19 protein-coding genes are annotated in these 20,595 nt (G+C 42.1%); 9 read left to right on the top strand and 10 right to left on the bottom strand.

Going from position 1 to position 20,595, the window contains the following annotated elements; all coding sequences use genetic code 11:
- Window positions 1-398: 398 nt before the first annotated feature.
- The 7 genes from F895_RS18345 to F895_RS18385 all read right to left on the bottom strand — a co-directional run bounded on the left by F895_RS18345 (window position 399) and on the right by F895_RS18385 (window position 8,885).
- Window positions 399-779 carry a ribonuclease domain-containing protein gene (locus F895_RS18345; protein WP_005238049.1) on the bottom strand — a complete coding sequence of 127 codons (381 nt, stop codon included), beginning with the start codon at window positions 777-779 and terminating at the stop codon, window positions 399-401.
- A gap of 346 nt (window positions 780-1,125) precedes the next feature.
- Window positions 1,126-2,292 (bottom strand): hypothetical protein, encoded by a 1,167-nt coding sequence (locus F895_RS18350; protein WP_005238048.1) that lies wholly within the window; start codon window positions 2,290-2,292, stop codon window positions 1,126-1,128.
- A 1,027-nt stretch (window positions 2,293-3,319) separates the two neighbouring features.
- Entirely contained in the window at window positions 3,320-4,171 is an 852-nt protein-coding gene (gene asd, locus F895_RS18360) for an archaetidylserine decarboxylase (RefSeq protein WP_005238046.1), read from the bottom strand.
- A complete protein-coding gene (locus tag F895_RS18365) occupies window positions 4,168-5,016 on the bottom strand; it encodes a sulfurtransferase (RefSeq protein ID WP_005238045.1) in 849 nt (282 codons plus the stop codon). Before F895_RS18365 ends, asd begins: the two co-directional genes overlap by 4 nt.
- A 373-nt stretch (window positions 5,017-5,389) precedes the next feature.
- Window positions 5,390-6,607, bottom strand: a complete 1,218-nt coding sequence (pncB, locus tag F895_RS18375) for a nicotinate phosphoribosyltransferase (RefSeq protein WP_005238043.1) — start codon at window positions 6,605-6,607, stop codon at window positions 5,390-5,392.
- A gap of 142 nt (window positions 6,608-6,749) precedes the next feature.
- Window positions 6,750-7,235 (bottom strand): ankyrin repeat domain-containing protein, encoded by a 486-nt coding sequence (locus tag F895_RS18380; RefSeq protein WP_005238042.1) that lies wholly within the window; start codon window positions 7,233-7,235, stop codon window positions 6,750-6,752.
- Between the two features lie 126 nt (window positions 7,236-7,361).
- Entirely contained in the window at window positions 7,362-8,885 is a 1,524-nt protein-coding gene (locus F895_RS18385) for a catalase (RefSeq protein WP_005238040.1), read from the bottom strand.
- Between the two features lie 198 nt (window positions 8,886-9,083).
- Between F895_RS18385 and dtd the strand changes: the two genes are divergently transcribed.
- Entirely contained in the window at window positions 9,084-9,524 is a 441-nt protein-coding gene (gene dtd / locus F895_RS18390) for a D-aminoacyl-tRNA deacylase (protein WP_010589860.1), read from the top strand.
- A gap of 54 nt (window positions 9,525-9,578) precedes the next feature.
- On the opposite strand, the gene F895_RS18395 is transcribed toward dtd, so the two are convergent.
- The 3 genes from F895_RS18395 to serB all read right to left on the bottom strand — a co-directional run bounded on the left by F895_RS18395 (window position 9,579) and on the right by serB (window position 12,169).
- A complete protein-coding gene (locus tag F895_RS18395) occupies window positions 9,579-10,058 on the bottom strand; it encodes a hypothetical protein (RefSeq protein ID WP_005238037.1) in 480 nt (159 codons plus the stop codon).
- A gap of 148 nt (window positions 10,059-10,206) precedes the next feature.
- Entirely contained in the window at window positions 10,207-10,542 is a 336-nt protein-coding gene (gene aciT / locus F895_RS18400) for a ciprofloxacin tolerance protein AciT (RefSeq protein WP_005238035.1), read from the bottom strand.
- A 406-nt stretch (window positions 10,543-10,948) separates the two neighbouring features.
- On the bottom strand, window positions 10,949-12,169 hold the full coding sequence (serB, locus tag F895_RS18405) for a phosphoserine phosphatase SerB (RefSeq protein ID WP_005238034.1): 1,221 nt from the start codon (window positions 12,167-12,169) through the stop codon (window positions 10,949-10,951).
- Between the two features lie 61 nt (window positions 12,170-12,230).
- On the opposite strand from serB, the gene F895_RS18410 reads away from it, so the two are divergent.
- From F895_RS18410 to glmS, 8 genes are all read left to right on the top strand, one after another.
- On the top strand, window positions 12,231-13,526 hold the full coding sequence (locus F895_RS18410) for a hypothetical protein (RefSeq protein WP_171057842.1): 1,296 nt from the start codon (window positions 12,231-12,233) through the stop codon (window positions 13,524-13,526).
- 293 nt (window positions 13,527-13,819) lie between these two features.
- A complete protein-coding gene (gene ribBA / locus F895_RS18415; protein WP_005238032.1) occupies window positions 13,820-14,941 on the top strand; it encodes a bifunctional 3,4-dihydroxy-2-butanone-4-phosphate synthase/GTP cyclohydrolase II in 1,122 nt (373 codons plus the stop codon).
- An 11-nt stretch (window positions 14,942-14,952) separates the two neighbouring features.
- A complete protein-coding gene (gene ribE, locus F895_RS18420; protein ID WP_004637206.1) occupies window positions 14,953-15,423 on the top strand; it encodes a 6,7-dimethyl-8-ribityllumazine synthase in 471 nt (156 codons plus the stop codon).
- A 3-nt stretch (window positions 15,424-15,426) separates the two neighbouring features.
- On the top strand, window positions 15,427-15,876 hold the full coding sequence (nusB, locus tag F895_RS18425) for a transcription antitermination factor NusB (protein WP_004657014.1): 450 nt from the start codon (window positions 15,427-15,429) through the stop codon (window positions 15,874-15,876).
- 14 nt (window positions 15,877-15,890) lie between these two features.
- Window positions 15,891-16,808, top strand: a complete 918-nt coding sequence (gene thiL, locus F895_RS18430) for a thiamine-phosphate kinase (RefSeq protein ID WP_005238031.1) — start codon at window positions 15,891-15,893, stop codon at window positions 16,806-16,808.
- Window positions 16,786-17,301, top strand: a complete 516-nt coding sequence (locus F895_RS18435) for a phosphatidylglycerophosphatase A family protein (RefSeq protein ID WP_005238030.1) — start codon at window positions 16,786-16,788, stop codon at window positions 17,299-17,301. The genes thiL and F895_RS18435 overlap by 23 nt, the downstream gene beginning before the upstream one ends.
- 22 nt (window positions 17,302-17,323) lie before the next feature.
- Window positions 17,324-18,688 (top strand): bifunctional UDP-N-acetylglucosamine diphosphorylase/glucosamine-1-phosphate N-acetyltransferase GlmU, encoded by a 1,365-nt coding sequence (gene glmU / locus F895_RS18440; protein WP_010589861.1) that lies wholly within the window; start codon window positions 17,324-17,326, stop codon window positions 18,686-18,688.
- A 12-nt stretch (window positions 18,689-18,700) separates the two neighbouring features.
- Window positions 18,701-20,539, top strand: a complete 1,839-nt coding sequence (gene glmS / locus F895_RS18445) for a glutamine--fructose-6-phosphate transaminase (isomerizing) (protein ID WP_005238027.1) — start codon at window positions 18,701-18,703, stop codon at window positions 20,537-20,539.
- The last annotated feature ends 56 nt before the right edge of the window (window positions 20,540-20,595 follow it).

The following is a 20,595-nucleotide window of genomic DNA, read 5'->3' as shown; positions in this document are numbered from 1 at the left end:
ACATGGTTTGGATCATGTTGCGCAAAACATGCCCAAATAACTTATACAAAATATGATTTATTTCAAATTAACCCTTTTGACCAATATGAAGATTATTTAAGAAATAAATTAAAAAAATTTATTATGTTAAGTCGAAAGTTGTTGAATGGAAAATCCTTATTTTCTTGTATTCCGGATAGGAGATTTTTTTAGATTGCAAAATGAATGAAGATTTAGACGTTTTTATGTACTATCCCGCACGCTTGTTATCTTTAAACCGTTAATAGGACAGAGCCTAAATTTAAAGAGGGACATAACTTACTTTTCTTTTCTTGACCGAAAATCAAATTGGGTTATGTCCTTTTTGTTTCAATAGCTTAAAAAATTAAGATTCGCATGAGCCTATTGATATAAGCTTTTTATGGCAACTTACAGAAAGTTATATAATGATCAGATGTATAGTATCTTTCTGAAAAATTATTTCCCCCGTCTACCTTCACAACGAGCCTAAATTTATTATATTTATCAAATTGACCTTGTTCAAAATATTTTCCTTCTACGTAACTAAAAGGACTTTTTAATTTTGGAAGTTTACCTTCATTATTTGAGAATACCTGTGTTACGATTTTGTCCTTACCTGTACCACACATATTTGCATTTTTGACACAGACTCTCATACTACGATCAAACTCTCTAACGTAGTCTGGTAGCTTGCCACAATCTGGAATTGCAGCAAAAACAGAGGATGTAAAAAATACTGAAATTATTAATATGGGATAAGATCTTATATTCATTTTCATAATTCATTCCTTATAAAATTAATACAGATAAATCGGCAGCCTTTAAAAGCTTAGCTCCTAAGACAAAGCGCAACAGAGATAAATCTGCGTGCCCCTAGACCGATATATCTATTTTGGTAGTCTAGTGCCTTAAAATGACACTAGACTAGTTTGTTGAATGGAAGCCTAACACTGCTGTCTTTTCATAAACTTTACTGGTTAAAGCATTCCAACCTTTCATTTTTGACCATTTGGATTGTTTGGGTAAATAAGAGATCCCTTTTATGAATGACTGGACTCAATCTGGGTGACTTATCATCCCAACAACGGCAATGGCATAGCTAACCAATGTACAAAGCTGAAGCGCTTAGGAAGCATCCTGAACCGTTACGCCCCAAATTTGGAATAATCCTTTATCCAGTTTGAATGTGGTTACTAATTTACCAAAGCTAGAAAGTTGTACGTCAGTGGTGTGTGTTGCTGAAGCACTCGCAGAGAAAAATGGCCAAATACCAAATGTCGCTGAGGTCTTAATCTGTTGATATTCCTGATCACTATATGTCGCATTGCTGGTAACAGTGAATTCGTAATCGCTGACTAGGACGATTTGACTGACCCGACGGGCAAGACTCCCATCAGGCTGATTGAAAAATGAACCCCAATTTCCGGCATTGCTTTGTGGATCCCAGACACTCATATCATTTTTGGCATTAATGGCGCGTTTGTACTCATTATCTGAGTACCAATTACCACGCGTAACGCTAAGTGTAGCTATCTTGTTAATTTGACCTTGGATGGTAAAACCAGAACTAGCAGCTTTTGCATTGAGCTTATCAAAGTTTGCTGTCGCACCACCATCAAATATATTCCAGAATCCACTTGCGGCTCCGTCAATTTGGGTTTGAGTCAGCGTTTTCTCTGTTTCAGTCGAGTCGAAGTCGATCGTGAACGGACCAGCCCCCGCATTGAGCTGAGTCTTGGCATTGTCTAGGGTTGGGGCATAGATTGGTAACGTTGTAATTTGACCTGATGTGCTGGTGAATTGCTGGTAGTTTGAGGTTTTTCGGACCGCATCCAAGGCTAAATTCAGTGGTGCCTGAGCCTGCTTCTGGAATGCAGAAAGAGCTCCAGGGATACTCTGAGGATCCAAGCGTTGGTTAGCAAACTTCTTGAAGACCGCCTCTTGAGAATCTTCGCTCATCGGGTTCGCGTTAAAGTAGGCATTCCTGTAATTGATCCAATTGATATAATTGTCGCCGAGATAGGTGGCGAGATCTGTACCTTGCTCAGCTAAAAGTGCTTGCAAGAGCATCTTGTAACCACCAGAAAACGTTGCCACGCTGCCTGCATCGTAAAGATCTGTGTTGGGTGGAATAGCATCAGCCATACTAAATAGGCCACTACTGTCGCTGGTTTGAAGACCTAAACTGCCCTGAGCTAGTTTAAACGAACTATCCAGACCGAGGGCTTTCGTTACGACCTCTTTCCATGCAGCATTAAGTTTTTGTACATTTGTTTGAGTATCAGAGTTCATGGTATTACCTCATATAAAGATCCTAATGATCTTTTTTAATAAAATTATTATATTTAAGCTTATTTAATATTTATTTTTAGTGTTTCTAGATTTTCTTCACAAGTAGCTTTTTAATAAAACAATAATATTCAACCATTATAAATATCAAATAGCAACTCATAAAAACTCCCCACACCATATAAAAATATCCCCAGTTCTTAAATATATTTTCCTGGAAATCAAAACTTATAATAGTTCTCTAACAAATAGAATTAAAAAAAAATAGACCTAGACTAGTTCACCGCAATATTGGCATGTATCTAATTGAAAAATAGGTTATTAAGTTAGCACTTTCCTTTATAAAAAGAGTTTTTTAAAATGAGACTAAGTCCTCAAAAATTAAAAATATTGATAAGTATGTTTTGCCAAGATAATACAGCATCTGAAACAGCAGAACTAACAAAAATAAATAGAAATACTGTGAATTATTGGTATAAAAAATTTAGAAATTTGATTTATTTAAAGAGAACAAAAATGAGATCTAATTTGGGATATACAAAAGACAATAAACATTTAAATCTCCATAAATTAGTACTATCTATTTATGAAAAAGAGAAGAATGTTTTTATAGATTTCACCCCTGTCGATGAATACCATAGGTTAATTTTTTTTTAGAAAAAACACCGATAAAAATACTAACCAAAATATGAATTACACTTTTTTAATTTCTTTAGAATATTCAAAGTTCATTTCATTTTCATCTAACAATCGGGAACTTAAATTATTTTGGATTTTTTGTGAATGCCGACTATCTAAATTTAATGGGGTTTCCAAATATTTTGATTTACATTTAAAAGAATGTGAGTGGCGATGGAGGAATGATCATTTAGAGGAAGACTTACTATCTATGGTTAAAGAGGCAAATTTAATAAAATAATACTGATTCATAAATATCATATGAAAATTTTCTAATTCATTTAATACAGTTTATACAAAAGATAAAAGCCCTTTAAACGTTTTAAAGGGCTTTTAAAATGATTTTGTAAGCTTAAATCGAATGACCTAAACGCTCACCCATCACCACTGTCGAATTGGCTTTAAACTGTTCTTCCCAAACCATTTTATCTTGTTCAAATAAAACTACTGCGGTTGAGCCTAGGTAGAAGCGCCCTAACTCGGCACCTTTCTCCAATTTCATTTGGTGATGCTGCAATTCAACTTTGCCCGACGGTTTTACCTTGCCCGTTGCAACCGTTTCAATCCCAGCCACAATCATTGCACCCACTAAAACCACCGCCATACGACCCAGTTCGGTATCAAATAAACACACCATACGTTCATTACGTGCAAACAAACCTGGTACATTTTCAGCCGTGGTTTGGTTGACCGAGAACAACTCACCCGGAATATATAAAGTTTCGGTCAAAGTACCTGCCAATGGCATATGCACACGATGGTAATCTTTTGGCGATAAATACACGGTTGCAAATTGACCATCAATAAATGGTTTCGCCAACTGCGGATCACCAATCAATTTTTCAGCAGAAAAGCTTTGGCCTTTGGCTTGGAAAATATCACCCGCTTCAATTTTACCGAGCTGCGAAATCGCACCATCAGCTGGACAAACAATGCTATCCGCTTGTTCATCGATGCCACGGACACCTTCTTTTAACGCACGGGTGAAAAATTCATTAAATGATTTGTATTGCAGTGCATTGCTTTGCGCTGCAATGCTCATATCAATGCCGTATTTTGCTTTGAATGCCTGAATCACAGCAGTTTTTACCAAGACATTTTCACTTGCGGCAACTTTACCGACCACACGGCTCAGTTGGTGTTGCGGCACAAGATTCTGTGCTTTGATAAAGAGTTGCTTTTTTAAATCTGCTGCAAAACTCAAGACGGTGACTCCCCTGAAATAATAGGACTATCGAGGCGATTGCCCCATTCACTCCACGCACCGTCATAGGCTCTAACTTGCCAGTTGAGCAATCTGGCCAAAATATACGCCAAACCTGAACGATGATGAGACTGACAGTACACCACCACAGGTTGTTGTAAATTAAAGCCTAATTGTTCTAAACGTTGTTGTGTGCGTTCAAGCGGGTGTAATTTTAGATGATTTTCACGGTTTAGGGCAGTACTCCATTCAAAATGCAGTGCATTTGGGATGTGACCGCCGCGTCGCGCAGCCAAGCGCAAGCCTGTATATTCCTCGTTGGTACGGCAATCCCAGAGCTGAATATTGTCCTGTTCGACCTGTTGTAACAATTCGTGATATTCAATGCGATGCTGCTGTACCGTGTCTAAATCGATCTGGAACAGATCTGCAACAGGTTTTACGGGGTCGACTTCAGCCGTAGTCGGCAAACCTGCCCCCAACCAGCCATGAATCCCACCATTAATCAAACTGGTTCGATTAAAACCAAGGCAATGTAAGTTCCAGATTAAACGCCCTGCCCATGCGCCACCTTCATCGTCATAAACCACGACATGATGCTGAGGTGAAATATTCAGCTTCTCGATTAAAGCCTGTAAACCTGCTAAATCAGGCAATACCCCACTGGCTTGTTCTTGTTGTGCAACCAGAAATTTAGGTTGTAAATGCATTGCATGAGGGATATGCAGTTGTTCATACACCGATGCTCGGCTTAAATCGACAATTCGAATCAATTCGCTGCCTAAATAAGGCACCAATTGTTCAGGCTCAATCAGTAAACCCAGTTTAAAATCTACGTCAGTCATTGTTATGCTGTTTTATCATCCGCATTGGGGGTGATTTTAGCATAGCCGACTTTTTATCTTTGTCTGATTTTTTGCATTCGTTTAGCAGAAAAGAAGATATACCGTCTGATGAATATCCATAATGCTTTTCAGATTTAATATAATCTATCACATGAAATTGGATACTCGAAAACGTCATCCACAACCTGAGAGATATCTACAAGGTATTGTTTCTGCGAAATATAAAATAGAAGAAGAAAATGAGCAGGTTTTGTGGATGACAATGGTTTTGCCTACTTTTCCCGAAAGAAAAGTAGGTCGAACCGAAGGTTGAACCTAATATTTAAAAATGCCCAGTAAGATACCGCCATCACCATCCTCTAAACTTGTTTGCTTAGACACTAACTTCGTTCTCTTCAATCTCAAACACCTGACGCAAATACGCCAAGAAAGTATCATTATCGGTCATGGTCTTCCCAGGACTATCCGAAATTTTCGCCACCGACTGACGATTACACTCCACCAGTTTCAACACAATATTCAAAGGCTTCTGCCCCATATCATTGGTCAAATTGGTGCCTATCCCAAAACTTACCTGGAAACGATCTTTAAAATATTGATGCAATAACCATGCTTTTTCCAAATTCAGACCATCACTAAAGGTCAACATCTTGGTCTTGGTATCAATCTTGAGTTTGCGATAATGCGCATACGCCTTATCACCCCATTCATACGGATCACCACTGTCGTGGCGCAGACCATCAAATAACTTGGCAAAATACAAATCAAAATCACGCAGGAAGGCATCCATACCGACCACATCGGTCAGGGCAATGCCCAAATCACCGCGATATTCTTGTACCCATGCTTCCAAAGCAGCTTTTTGGAAATTACGCAAACGCACATCAAGTGCCTGAAAAGCCTGTAGGAATTCATGCGCCATGGTACCAATCGGGCTAATCCCCAATTGCTTGGCCAGTAATACATTACTGGTGCCGCGAAAGACTTTCGGTGCAACAGCCTGAAAGGCTTGGACCACATGTTTCTGCCATGCAAAACTATAACGACGGCGTGTGCCAAAGTCAGACACTAAAAAGGGTGGCTCTTTATCTTGTTGTTCTTGGGCATAATGTTGTAACTGCAACAGTTTTTGTTGCAGACGGCGTTCACCCTCGGCCAAAACCTCATCGCTACGGATACGACGGAAATATAATTCATTGACGATGGCCAAGACAAAGATTTCAAACATCATCGCCTGAACCATAGGGCCTTCAATTCGGATATCCAAGCGTCCAGCCTCATCAATACTGGCCTGAATAAAACGACGTTTTAACTGGAATAATTCGAGGTAATCAACAAAATCACTTTTAATAAAACGCAATGAACGCAGGTATTGTAATTCATCTTCTGCAAAGCGCAGTTCACAGAGCAAATCCAGTTGCTGATTCAAGTCATCTAAAATATCAACTAAGGGATAAACCGTGTCTTCTAAATTGCGGCAACGAAATAAATAAACACTATGTGTTTGCGGAAACTGATGCAACACCACCTGTAACATGGTGAATTTATATAAGTCGGTATCCAGCAAAGATTGAATAATGGGTGTAGACATGACTGACTTAGGATCTATTCTATTTCAAGCATTAAAGCATACTTTTAGCCAGAAATGAGGCTGTCTACGACGATGGTTATTGTTCTTGTCATAATCTTGCCTGGAGTCTTTTTAAATTCAAATAGTTAAGCAATATCCTAGCTCACTCCGAACCAGCAGGCTGGATTTCCTGCAACTGTTTCAGTTGCCCAAACTCAATCGCAAACTGCTCAGCGGTCAGTTGACCTGTTTTCGCAGCATGGGGATCACAATCCACCCGACGCAATTGCTTGGCAATGCTCCACTCAGCTTTGACAATGGCTCCCATCAATGCCGTATGTCCTCGCTTATCCCGAAGACAGCGATTGGCATTTTGATCCAGCAACAGCTGAACCGCCTCTTTCTGTCCATAATAACTCGCCATCATCAATGCGGTGTAACCTGAGTGATCTTGGATATCAATTGGAAAGCCATGCTTTAAAAATTCTTGTAAAACTTCAGTATTGCCCACTTTTGCTGCTGAAAAGAACAGCTCAATCACCTCTTCTGAGCCGTTTACCGTAGTCGATGCTGGGTTCGCATAACTCGAGATGGATAAACTACTGCACACGATACAAATTGCACAGACTGTCGCTCTTAAACCAATCATCACAACATCCTCTGAATTTAAAAAGGAGTGCCTGTAACACTCACCCTAGGTGCAGGAAAGGCGATTGAGGTTACAGGACTTGCTGGGGGTAACAATAACGGCACCTGTTACCACATACTCAACGTATTATTGGTCTTGCAATTGTGCTGCTTTGGCCTGCACATTTTTAAGGTTAACATTGAGCGACTTGGCTAAACGCGTTCCATAGTCGGCGTCTGCCTTATAGAAGTAAGACAGCATGATGGTCTTGGTTTCCATATCTTTGACTTGGCCTAAATCCGCAGTCAGGTTACGAATCAAGTCATTCTTTTCCGTTGCCGAATAACTCCGATATAACTCGCCCGCCTGTTTAAATGGCTGCTGTTTTTGAATCGCATGCTGCATCACTGTTCCTTGTAAAGGTGTAGCAACCGCACGTGCACTCTCAGTTGAAGGCTTTGGTTCAATCGTACTTGGCTCATAATTGACATGCGACTCAGTCTGTCCCATGTTCATCGCCCCTTCCTGATTATTGTTATTCACCGCGACACGAGGGCGATTTACAGGAATTTGCTGATGATTGGCGCCTAGGCGATATAACTGTGTATCCGAGTAAGAGAAGACACGACCTTGCAGTAAACGATCTTCCGATGGCTCAATACCCGGGATCAAATTGCCTGGAGCAAACGCAGATTGCTCAGTTTCCTGAAAGAAGTTCTTTGGCATACGATTCAGGGTTAAGGTTCCGACTTTGACTTCAGGCACCAGATCATTCGGCCAGATTTTGGTTGCATCTAATGGGTTGAAATCAAATTTATCGAGGTCTTTGGGATCAAGTACCTGAATATATAGATCCCATTTTGGATAGTTACCCGCATAAATGGTTTTGTACATATCATTGGTCAAATGACTCCAGTCACGACCTTGTACTTCTTTGACCTGATCTAAGTTTAGCCCTTTCACGCCTTGTTTAGAACGCCAGTTGAACTTCACGTACTTATATTCACCTTTGTCGTTATAGAATTTAAAAGCATGCACGCCAAAGCCATCTAGCGTGCGGTAGCTTTCTGGTGTGCCTAAATTTGAATAGACATAGGTCAACATATTGATTGACCAAGGCTGGCTTTTTAAGAAATCAAAAATACGATTCGGATCTTGGACATTGGTGACTGGATCAGGCTTCATCGCATGAACAAAATCAGGGAACTTGATTGCATCACGGATAAAGAATACAGGTAGATTATTGCCGACCAAATCCCAATTCCCCTGTTGAGTATAGAATTTCACGGCAAAACCATGCGGGTCACGCGCGGTTTCTGGCGAACCTTTAGGATGAATCACGGTCGAGAACCGAACAAATACGGGAGTGGTTGTTCCTGCTTTAAACATAGAAGCAACGGTCAGATCAGAAAGATCTTTGGTCGCCACAAAATCACCATAAACCCCTGTACCACGGGCATGTACCACACGCTCTGGGATACGTTCACGGCCGAAACGTTGCAACTTCTGAATCAGCTGAACATCTTGCAACAAGGTTGCACCATTGGCACCCGCTGTCATTGAGTTTTGATTGTCACCCACAGGTGCACCATTGTCTTTTGTTAAAGGAGCTGCATACGCTGTGCCGAGCATTGCCGCCATTATTGTGAATAAAAATGTTCGCTTAAACATACTGTTAAATCCAAAAATCTAAATACCTTTCCTGCACGGCAACTATACAAAGATTTTAACAATAGATAAAAAAGATAATTTTAATAAAATAAATCGAAAAATAAGATCATGGCAAATCCCCACATTTTTCAAGCTCGATGTAAAGCCGCTGAATCTGCTAGACTGCGACATCTCTACCAGACAAATTTTCACTTTTCTATGCGTGCATTAATTCAACGTGTCCTCGAAGCCAAAGTTGTCGTTGAGGGCCAAACTACAGGTGAGATCCAACACGGCCTCTTGGTGTTTTTAGGCTTAGGTAAAGAAGATAACCTTGAAAAAGGCCAAAAACTGATTGATAAGATTCTGAAATATCGGATTTTTGATGATGAGCAAGGCAAAATGGGCTGGAACCTCAGCCAAGCCAATGGTGGCCTGCTACTGGTCTCACAATTTACCCTAATGGCTCAAACCCAGAAAGGCTTGCGACCAGACTTTGGCCCCGCAATGCCACCTGCCGAGGCGCAAGCCTTATATGAGCAACTGGTTGACTATGCCCGTCAACAGTTCAATCAGGTACAAACAGGTATTTTTGCGGCCGATATGAAAGTTCATTTAATCAATGATGGCCCGGTGACGTTTAATCTGGAAGTTGAATAATCACAAAACATAAAAAAACTCCCGAGAGGGAGTTTTTTGATTACAGCTCTTTTATTATTTGCCAGTTTTTTCTTTAATAAATGCACGTGCTTGACGAATTTTCTCTTTTACCGGTTTTGGCACTTTGGGTGGAATCAATTTTGCCGCTTGGTTAAACCAAACCAATAAGCTAAAGTCGCCTTCCATTTTGATACTGCCATCTTGCATCCCCGTCATAAATGCAGTGGGGTCACCCTTAATGAGAGTCTTGACACCTTGCTCACTTGAAGCAAATTGCAAAATGAAATCTGCTTGTTGAGGGCTGCCTGCAACGGTATCAATTTTGCCATGATTCACAATAATCTGACGTGCAAAACCTAAATCTGTACCAATTTGAATACGAAATTCACGATCATGCACCAATTCAATAAACTTCGGACTCGTACGTGCCAATTGCTTCATCCGTAGCGCCAAACCTGCCACCAACAAATCAAGTGGATCAGTGCTGACATCAACGATAGGTAACTTAACCACAGGTAAAGAAGAAAGCTTCATGACAATTATGCCTACAGTATAATGATGAAAATTAAGACAACAGTATCCTAGCACAATTGTAGAGTTGTCTGTAAAAGCTTTGTTGCAGAAAATTAATACAAAAAAGGCATGCTGAGCATGCCTTTTTTGCTGTTCAAATTATTATGATTTATCGGCTAGAACATTGTTGCTGATCATCCTTATATACAGGTGTATGTTCAATATACTGGCGATTTGCCAATTGCTTTTGTGCTTGTTTATCTTCACGTAAAAGAATAAATGTAACCGTCATCATCGCGAGGCTCAAGGCAGTCAGATAACTATAGGCCACGGACATATCGAATATGGTTTGCGCACCAAAGCGTACCACCTCTAACAGTCCCCAGCACAGCATACCCGCCAACATAAAACCTAACCAACGACGATAAGGAGAAAAGAAAACAGCAATAATTGCGACAGCGATTAAGCCAAATCCAACCAACATGGTGAAATTCGCTGCTTCCATAGAAACCTCCGTCTAAAAAAGGGTGGTCTGCAATTGTGTTCAGACCTCTATTTTGTTCTGTAATCTCAAACAGTACTTGGTGTTGCATTAACGTCTTTATGCATTATGGAGGGTTTTTTTTAGAAAAGAAGAGCCTGAAATTAACCTTACGACATAAGCTGTCGCAATATGCTTTTGTCATTACATTTTTTAAAATTACAAAAGTCCTCAATCTCCATATAGCATCAATTGCGGCGTGTCATTACAAAAAAATATCGTTGTTTTATACCCTAAAAAAACTTTTTTCAGATTTTTTTTATTGTTGTTTTTCTATACATTTAGACATAAATATGACGGAATAGTGACGTCCTGAAAATCAATAAGGCCGCTTTAAAAAGCGGCCTTATTTAATACATGAATCATGGTTTTAAGCGCGATTTAAATCTTTGTCATGCATACCCAACAAATACAAAACACCATCTAAACCCACACTTGAAATCGCTTGATTGGCATTTTGACGAACCAGCGGTTTGGCACGGAACGCAACGCCTAAACCTGCAATTGAGAGCATTGGCAAATCATTGGCACCATCACCGACGGCCATGGCCTGCTCAAGTGAAATGCCCATCTTCTCGGCCAATTGACGCAGGAGTTCAGCCTTACGTGCACCATCTACAATTGCACCTTTGACCTTACCTGTCACCACACCATTTTCGACATCCAGAATGTTGGCATGGACTTCATCAATTCCCAATTTGGCTTGTAAATACTCCGCAAAATACTGGAAACCACCGGACAGGATCGCGGTTTTATAACCCAATGCTTTCAGCGTTGAAATCAGACGCTCCGCCCCTTCAGTCACCGTTAGACGTTCTGCAATTTTAGGTAAAACCGATGCATCTAGACCCTTGAGCAACGCAACACGGGCACGGAAACTTTGCTGAAAATCAAGCTCACCCAACATCGCACGTTCAGTGATTTCAGCGACCTGAGCCCCCACGCCTGCTTCTAATGCCAGCTCATCAATCACTTCTTGCTCAATCAAGGTCGAATCCATATCAAAGCAAACTAAACGACGATTGCGGCGATAGGCATTATCTTCTTGTACCGCCACATCAATATTGAGTTCACCCGATAAACTGAGGCAGGCCGCTCGCATGGCTTGTGCGTCGAACATCTGTCCACTCAGACCAAATTGTACGCAGGCACGGCGTGGGAATGCAGTTTCAACATCAAGCTCTAAACGACCCGATAATCGCGTAACCGTTTCAATATTGAATCCTTGACCTGAAACAATTTGAGTGACGGCTTGCAAATGTGCAGCCGTCAGTTCAGGCGCCAGTGCGGTGACGATATAGCGTGTTCGTCCACCTTCACTCACCCATTGATCATATTCTGCGTTGGAGATTGGTTTAAATCGCACAGTTAAGCCAATATCATGTGCTAAAATCAGAATCTCTTTCATTGCTAATGCAGTTGCAGTCTCATTATCCGAAGCCACAACAATCCCAAGGGTAAGTTGATTATGGATAACAGCCTGACCTACATCGAGTATTTGCAAAGAATGTACGGATAGTACTTGCATTAATCGAGTAAACTGATTCGGTTGATCTGGTCCTAGAAAGGATATAAGAATGATTTCTCGCATGAATTGACTCGTGGTTGAGCGACAACTATTGTAAGAATCATAACATAACCCATGAATCTATTTGCCTTGGAAGTTTAACTTGAATGCGCCTCGCCAAGGGCTATTTGCTAGCCTACTGATCGTAAGTTTTGCATTGCATACCTTTTTATTGGTGATTGCAACGACACATCAACTCAATGAAAATCGCGCCAGCCAAGGCCAGCTGATGACCAGTCAGTTAGTGGCAGATACGCTTTCCGAATTGGAACCAGCCAATACCGTTTCATTGGCATTGGTGGCCAATCGCTATGCAACCAACCCAAGTGTTGCATCCATTCGCATTTTGGATGCCAATAAACAAGTACTGGCAACCAGCGGTATGGCCAAAACCCGCCAAGGTGAAGTGTTTGTGCGCGATGCACTGCAAAATGAAAAAAAAGTAGGTACAGTTGAAATCACCTTAATCCAACCGAGCATCGGTGAAATCCTACGGACTCAATGGCTGGCTATTTTAGTTTCTTTATTTATTCATGGTCTGATTTGGTTGGCTTATCGTGCTATTGCGCGCCCAACCCGCAGTGAATACCTTGCAAAAATCAATCAGGAAAATCATCTCAAACATGAGATTCAACGCCTCACTCAAGCACTCGCACTTGAAAAACAGAATGCAGTGACTTTAGTTGCCCAAGCGCAACAACAGGCAAAAGCCCAAGCCAAACCCCGCATTGAAAAAAATCCAGTTGAGCCAATCACGCTGGACGATCAGGCTTTGGCACTTAATATCCAGTTTTATGACCCTAAGCAGTTGCTCAACAGTGTCAACCAATCTGTTTCTGTGCCTTATTTCAAACTGTGCCAACTGTTCTTGGACAAAAGTATTGATCTATGTGCCAAGCATTATCAAATTGATGCTGCCCAAATTCAGGTGGTACAAGAATTTAATGCCGACGGTGCAAGCTTGGCCACTACTTCGGAAAAAGCCCATGCACTTGAGTGTCTAATGATGGTCGGTGCTGTTTTCCAACTCTTGGCCGATGTACTGTATAAACGTTATCGTGAAGATAAACGTTTTGCCTTGCAAACCCGCGGGGCTGTTGCCAGTGCTGTCGATGCCATGCAATTAGATGCACTTGAAGCCGCAAAACGTTTGGCACAGCATTTACATGCCAAAGAAGCTGCTTTGCATTTAAACCATGAGCAACTGAAAACGATTCAGAACAACTATGAATTGGTGGCAATGCCAAACCCGAGCAATATTATGACCCGTCATGCGTTCATGATTAACGGCATGAATGAAGAATGTGCAACGCTGGCTCAAACTTTACGCACTGAAATTTTAATGGGCAAAAAAACCAGAGCTTCCACAGAGTTTGAATAAGCCTCGGCTTGACTTCTTCTAGCTCCACAGTTGAGTGATTAAAAATACAAGGCTTTGTCTCAATACAAAGCCTTGTATTTTTTCTCAGCACCCAAATATTAATGCTCTACTGGGGTAATCACCATCTGCACAACACGAAATGCCTTTGCAGGCTAAAGTGTTGCTTTGAAATTTGGCGCCCCTGTCTTTTTTATTGCTAAAGAAGCACAGGCGAAATTTTTTAAAATGCGGTAAACTATGCCAGATTTATCGAATACTAGTGCCTGAAAAGGCAACATCAAAGGTGAAAGCGAATGCCGCTGAGTCGTGTTGAAGAGCTTGTCGCAGATATTCGTGCAGGCAAAATGGTCATCCTCATGGATGATGAAGATCGTGAAAATGAAGGTGATTTAGTCATCGCTGCAACGCATGTTCGTCCAGAAGATATTAACTTCATGATCACCCATGCACGTGGACTGGTCTGCCTAACACTGAGTCGTGACCGTTGCAAACAGCTCAACTTGCCATTGATGGTTGATCAAAATGGCGCACAACACGCGACCAACTTTACGCTCTCCATTGAAGCTGCGGAAGGAATCAGCACAGGGATTTCAGCAGCTGAACGTGCGCATACCATTCGCACTGCGGTTGCTGCACATGCCAAACCAAGTGATATCGTGCAACCAGGTCATATCTTTCCTTTGATGGCACAACCTGGCGGTGTATTGCATCGTGCAGGTCATACCGAAGCAGGCTGTGACTTAACCCGCCTAGCGGGTCTAGAACCTGCCTCTGTGATCTGTGAAATTATTAACGATGACGGCACCATGGCGCGTCGTCCTGATTTAGAAGTATTTGCAGAAAAACATGGCTTAAAAATTGGCACTATTGCGGATCTGATTCATTACCGCATGACCAATGAACAAACCGTTGAACGTCTGTCTCAAGAAAGCATTGAAACCGAATACGGCGCATTTGAACTGTATAAATACCGTGAAATCGGTAATCCAGACATTCATGTGGCGTTGGTGAAAGGTGACCCAAAGCAAGGGGTGACCACGGTACGTGTTCATGGTTTCAGCCCAATTCGTGACTTATTAAAACTCAACAAAGCCGATGGTTCATCTGCCTGGAATTTAGATCATGCAATGAAAACCATTGCAGCAAGTGATCGTGGTGTGTTGGTGTGGATTGGTCAGGATCATCTGGAAGATTTAGGGCCTGCACTGAATAGCTTAAATCAGCCAAAACCGCTGAAATCCAATGCAGCATTATCCCATCAATACCAAACGATTGGTGTCGGTGCACAGATTCTACGTGATTTAGGTGTTGAGAAGATGAAGCTGCTCAGCTCGCCGCTTCGCTTCAATGCCTTATCCGGATTTAATTTAGAGGTAGTGGAATACATCACTGCCGATCAAATCACAGCAAAATAATCGAGGTTGCTATGGCAATTCGCCGAATTGAAGGTTTATTACATCTCGCAAGCGAAGGTCGTTATGCGATCTTAGTCGGTCGTTTCAACAGCTTCGTGGTTGAACATTTACTCGAAGGTGCAATCGACACCTTAAAACGTCATGGTGTTGCAGAAGACGCGATTACCGTGATTCATGCACCTGGTGCATGGGAACTGCCAATCGTTGCAAAAAAACTTGCTGCATCAAATAAATTTGATGCCATCATTGCTTTAGGTGCAGTGATTCGTGGTAGCACACCACATTTTGATTTTGTTGCAGGCGAATGTGCAAAAGGTTTAGGTGTGGTTGCACTTGAAAGCACAATGCCGGTGATCAATGGTGTCTTAACCACAGACAGTATTGAACAAGCAATTGAACGTTCTGGTACGAAAGCAGGTAACAAAGGTAGCGAAGCTGCATTGACTGCAATCGAAATGGTTAACTTATTAAAGGCAATTTAAAGCATGTCGCAAACACTTCAGGCCGCTTATGCAGCGAAACGCAAAGCACGTCGTTTTGCTGTACAAGGGATTTATGAATGGCAAATGAGTCATAACCCAGTCCATGAAATTGAAGCACGTACCCGTGTTGAAAATGCCATGCACAAAGTTGACCTTAACTATTACCATGAATTGCTCACTCAAGTGGTTGCTCAACATGAAGCTTTAGATGAGTTACTCATCCCTGTACTTGACCGTGAGTTAAATGCCCTGGATGGCGTAGAACTTGCCACTTTACGATTAGGTGCCTATGAACTCCGAGATCACCTCGAAGTTCCGTACCGCGTTGTACTTGATGAAGCGATTGAGCTAGCTAAACACTTTGGTGGTGCAGATAGTCATAAATACATCAATGGTGTATTAGACCGTCTTTCATCGAAGCTTCGTGAAGCTGAAAAACAACAAGCAAAATAATAGGCTTGTGTTACATGGCTGAGTTTTCAATTATCGAGCGTTACTTTCAGCGAGCATCCAATTCCGATGTGAGCTTGGGTATCGGCGATGACTCAGCCATCGTTACTCCCCCGCCCTTACAACAATTGGTGATCTGTGCAGATACGCTGGTTGCTGGACGACATTTCCCCCTAGATACCGCTGCCCATGCAATTGGCTGGAAAAGTGTGGCTGTCAATTTATCTGACTTGGCGGCAATGGGAGCAAAACCCCACAGTATTTTACTGGCGCTTAGCCTGCCCAGTATTGATCATGACTGGTTGGCTGGCTTTAGTCAGGGTTTATTTGATTGCTGCGATCAATTTACTGTGAGTCTGATTGGCGGAGATACCACTCAAAGCACTCAACTCAGCATTAGTGTGACCGCTTTAGGCTGGATTGAACAAGGTCAGGCCATTACCCGTGCAGGCGCTCAGGTGGGTGACTATATCTGTGTCAGTGGACAAATTGGTGATGCCGCCTTTGGATTGCAGCATTTGGGGCATGCCTTACAACAACGCTTAGATTACCCAACACCACGTTGCCAGCTCGGCCAACAGCTAAAGGGATTGGCATCAAGTATGATTGATGTATCAGATGGACTTGCCCAAGATCTCGGACATATTTTAAAAGCCTCTCATGTCGGTGCCAAACTACAGCTTGATCAACTTCCCCTCGATCCCTCGCTCAAACAACTGGATCTGCAACAGGCTTGGCATTATGCACTCGCAGGTGGTGACGATTACGAATTATGCTTTACAATATCACCGCAAAACTTTAAACAACTGTCGCGACAACAATTAGATGTTCCGCTTACAATAATCGGCGAAATTACCCCAAAAACAGGATTGTTATTTGAGTATATGGGTGAAATTACCCCATTACATGTTCATGGATACCAACACTTTGCATAAGCCTCCCATTCAATTTAGCCAAATGAGCTGGCTAGACCGTTTCATCGTTTTCTGTGGTGTCGGGTTTGGCTCGGGTTTAGCTCCTAAAGCCCCTGGAACCTTTGGTTCAGCCTTTGCATTGCTGTTTATTCCCGTCTGGTTATATCTTGGTTTATCCGCCAGCTTGGTGGTGGTCATTTTAATGTCTGTGATTGGCATTTATATTTGTGGCCATACCGCAAAAGTCATCAATGTGCATGATGACGGACGTATTGTGTGGGATGAATTTGCGGGACAATCAATTACCCTCCTTCCTTTGCTTTACTTAGGGCAGATGAACTGGCCATGGGTCATTGCGGGCTTCGTTTTATTCCGTATATTTGATGTCTGGAAGCCATTTCCAATCAGCTGGGCAGACCAAAAAGTCTCTGGCGGCTTAGGAATTATGCTTGATGACATCATCGCTGGCCTCTGGGCAGCGCTGTGTATTTTTATTCTCCACTCTTACCTTTGACTTAAGCCATTTAGAGTTAGTTATGTCAACAACTGTTATTATTCTTGCAGCAGGGAAAGGAACGCGAATGCGTTCACAACTACCAAAAGTATTACAACCCCTCGCAGGCCGTCCGTTGCTTGGACATGTCATTCAAACAGCAAAAAAACTACATGCCCAAAACATCATTACCATTTATGGACATGGTGGCGATTTGGTCAAGCAAAGCTTTGCAGCGGAACAAATTGAATGGGTTAAACAAGCTGAACAACTTGGCACAGGCCATGCTGTGCAGATGACCTTGCCTGTATTACCGCAGGATGGCATCTCATTGATTCTGTATGGTGATGTCCCCTTGGTTCGTCAAAGCACGCTGGAACAACTGCTCGAGGCATCAAGCCAATCAGGGATTGGTATGATTACCCTGAATGTCGAAAATCCAACAGGTTATGGTCGTATCGTTCGTCAAGCGGGCAAAATCCAAGCCATTGTTGAACATAAAGATGCCAATGAAGAACAACGTCAGATTCAAGAAATTAATACGGGAATCTATTGTGTCAGCAATGCCAAATTGCATCAATGGCTACCCAAACTCTCGAACAATAACGTTCAAGGTGAATATTACCTGACTGATATTGTGGCAATGGCGGTTGCCGATGGCTTGGAAATTGCCTCTATTCAACCAGAGCTTGAATTCGAAGTTGAAGGCGTTAATGATCGTTTACAACTTGCAACCTTAGAGCGTCAATTCCAGCAGCAGCAAGCCAAAGAGTTGATGCAACAAGGTGTCCACTTAATTGATCCAAATCGTTTTGATTTACGTGGCAGCCTGCAATGTGGTCAGGATGTGCAAATCGATGTCAATGTCATTATTGAAGGTGACTGTGAGCTTGGTGATAATGTCCATCTTGGCGCAGGCTGTATTTTAAAGAATACCCGTATTGCTGCGGGTACCAAAGTTCAGGCCTATAGCATTTTTGAAAATGCTATAGTCGGTGAAAACGCCCAGATCGGCCCTTTCGCCCGTCTACGTCCAGGTGCCAACCTTGCCAATGATGTCCATATCGGCAATTTTGTTGAAATCAAAAACTCAACAATTGGTCTAGGATCTAAAGCCAATCACTTCACTTATTTAGGTGATGCCGAGATTGGTGTAGGCTGTAATATTGGTGCAGGTACCATTACCTGTAACTATGATGGTGCCAATAAACACCGTACGATTATTGAAGACAATGTGTTTATCGGAACCAATAACTCACTGGTTGCACCCATCAAGATTGGTCAAGGTGCGACCACAGGTGCGGGGTCAACCTTAACCCGAGATGTGGCTGACCATAGTTTAGCTGTCGAACGATCAAAACAGTTTGAAAAAGCAAATTATCAACGTCCCCAAAAACTGAAAAAATAAGAGGATAAAATTATGTGTGGTATTGTTGGTGGCGTTGCTGAACGTTGTGTAACCGATATTCTCATTGAAGGCCTAAAACGCCTCGAATATCGTGGCTATGACTCTGCAGGATTAGCCTTACTGAATAATCAGAATATTTTACGTGAACGTCGTGTTGGCAAAGTCGCTAATTTGGCTGAAGCGGTATCAGAACAAAATTTAACGGGAAATGTCGGTATTGCACATACCCGTTGGGCGACACATGGTAAACCAACCGAAAATAATGCGCATCCGCATGTTTCTGGCAATGTCGCCGTGGTTCATAACGGGATCATTGAAAACTACCAAGAACTGAAAGATGAATTACAAGCACTGGGCTATGTATTTACATCGCAAACCGATACCGAAGTGGTTGCACATCTTGTTCATCATGCATTGCAGCAAACCGATAGCCTACTCGAAGCGGTGCAAAACATCCCCCCTCGCCTTAGAGGGGCTTATGCGCTTGGTATTATTCATACGGCCCATCCTGATGAGCTGATTACCGTTCGTGAAGGTTCGCCACTCGTCATTGGCGTAGGGATAGGTGAAAACTTTATCAGTTCAGACCAATTGGCCTTATTGCCAGTGACCAATCGCTTTGTGTACTTGGAAGAAGGCGATATTGCACGCTTAACTCGTACTAGCATTGAAGTTTTTGTCAATGGTGAAGCTGTTGAACGTCCAGTGAAAGAATTGGATGCAACGGTGAGCAATGCCTCTAAAGGTGAATATAAGCACTTTATGCTCAAAGAAATTTATGAGCAGCCTGAAGCCATTCAGCAAACAATTTCCCAAGCGCTCAACGGCAATAGCTTACGTGATGATTTTCTCAGTCATGCCAATGCTGATTTTGCAAAAATTCAACAAGTGCAAATCATAGCCTGCGGAACCAGCTACCATGCTGGAATGATTGCCAAATACTGGTTTGAAGCATTGATTGGCGTGCCTTGCCAAGTTGAAATTGCAAGCGAGTTCCGCTACCGCAATCCAGTAATCGTCGCCAATACCCTATATATCTGTATTTCACAATCAGGTGAAACCGCGGATACTTTAGCGGCATTACGTGAAACACAAAAACGTGCGAAAGCCAACAACCTTGATATCAGCACCATGACGATTTGCAACGTTGCAACTTCATCTATGGTTCGTGAAACAAATCATCACTTGCTGACACTGGCAGGGCCGGAAATTGGCGTGGCATCAACCAAAGCCTTTACTACCCAACTTGCCGCATTGATGTTATTGGTACTAAAAGTGGGTCAAGTGAAACAACGTTTGTCTGCGGACAAGCTTACAGAAATTGCAACTGCGTTATGGCACTGCCCGAAAATTATTTTAGATACCTTACAAGGTGATACTGAAATTCTTCGCCTGTCTGCATTATTTGTTGAAAAAAATCATTGCTTGTTCTTGGGCCGTGGTACGAATTTCCCGATTGCACTTGAAGGTGCATTGAAACTAAAAGAAATTTCGTACATTCATGCTGAAGGCTATGCCGCAGGTGAGCTCAAACATGGCCCATTGGCATTAGTCGACAATGACATGCCTGTGGTGATCTTGGCACCTCATGACGATATGCTGGATAAACTTAAATCCAACATGGAAGAAGTACAAGCACGTGGTGGTGAGTTATTTATCTTTGCAGATGAAAACAGCGGCATTCACGGCAAAGATCGCCAACATGTCGTACACGTCCCAGCAGTTAATGAATGGTTAGCACCTATTGTCTACAGTATTCCTGTGCAGTTGCTTTCTTATCATGTTGCTGTATTACGTGGAACAGATGTGGATCAGCCTCGAAACCTTGCCAAGAGTGTGACCGTAGAATAAACCATGAGATAGAAGAAGGGTTTGCCCTTCTTCTATCTTTTTATTTATTAGAATAA

It is taken from the genome of Acinetobacter sp. CIP 64.2 (assembly GCF_000369645.1).
Lineage (GTDB): Bacteria > Pseudomonadota > Gammaproteobacteria > Pseudomonadales > Moraxellaceae > Acinetobacter.
The sequence above is the reverse complement of the archived record's forward strand: the minus strand, read 5'-3'. Positions and strand labels throughout refer to the sequence as shown.

Bases quoted from the DNA above. Each gene is read 5' to 3' on its own strand.
- F895_RS18345 (WP_005238049.1), bottom strand. From the start codon at position 779: ATGAAAATGAATATAAGATCTTATCCCATATTAATAATTTCAGTATTT.
- F895_RS18350 (WP_005238048.1), bottom strand. From the start codon at position 2,292: ATGAACTCTGATACTCAAACAAATGTACAAAAACTTAATGCTGCATGG.
- F895_RS18365 (WP_005238045.1), bottom strand. From the start codon at position 5,016: ATGACTGACGTAGATTTTAAACTGGGTTTACTGATTGAGCCTGAACAA.
- pncB (WP_005238043.1), bottom strand. From the start codon at position 6,607: ATGTCTACACCCATTATTCAATCTTTGCTGGATACCGACTTATATAAA.
- F895_RS18380 (WP_005238042.1), bottom strand. From the start codon at position 7,235: ATGATTGGTTTAAGAGCGACAGTCTGTGCAATTTGTATCGTGTGCAGT.
- F895_RS18385 (WP_005238040.1), bottom strand. From the start codon at position 8,885: ATGTTTAAGCGAACATTTTTATTCACAATAATGGCGGCAATGCTCGGC.
- dtd (WP_010589860.1), top strand. From the start codon at position 9,084: ATGCGTGCATTAATTCAACGTGTCCTCGAAGCCAAAGTTGTCGTTGAG.
- F895_RS18395 (WP_005238037.1), bottom strand. From the start codon at position 10,058: ATGAAGCTTTCTTCTTTACCTGTGGTTAAGTTACCTATCGTTGATGTC.
- aciT (WP_005238035.1), bottom strand. From the start codon at position 10,542: ATGGAAGCAGCGAATTTCACCATGTTGGTTGGATTTGGCTTAATCGCT.
- serB (WP_005238034.1), bottom strand. From the start codon at position 12,169: ATGCGAGAAATCATTCTTATATCCTTTCTAGGACCAGATCAACCGAAT.
- ribBA (WP_005238032.1), top strand. From the start codon at position 13,820: ATGCCGCTGAGTCGTGTTGAAGAGCTTGTCGCAGATATTCGTGCAGGC.
- ribE (WP_004637206.1), top strand. From the start codon at position 14,953: ATGGCAATTCGCCGAATTGAAGGTTTATTACATCTCGCAAGCGAAGGT.
- nusB (WP_004657014.1), top strand. From the start codon at position 15,427: ATGTCGCAAACACTTCAGGCCGCTTATGCAGCGAAACGCAAAGCACGT.
- thiL (WP_005238031.1), top strand. From the start codon at position 15,891: ATGGCTGAGTTTTCAATTATCGAGCGTTACTTTCAGCGAGCATCCAAT.
- F895_RS18435 (WP_005238030.1), top strand. From the start codon at position 16,786: ATGGATACCAACACTTTGCATAAGCCTCCCATTCAATTTAGCCAAATG.
- glmU (WP_010589861.1), top strand. From the start codon at position 17,324: ATGTCAACAACTGTTATTATTCTTGCAGCAGGGAAAGGAACGCGAATG.
- glmS (WP_005238027.1), top strand. From the start codon at position 18,701: ATGTGTGGTATTGTTGGTGGCGTTGCTGAACGTTGTGTAACCGATATT.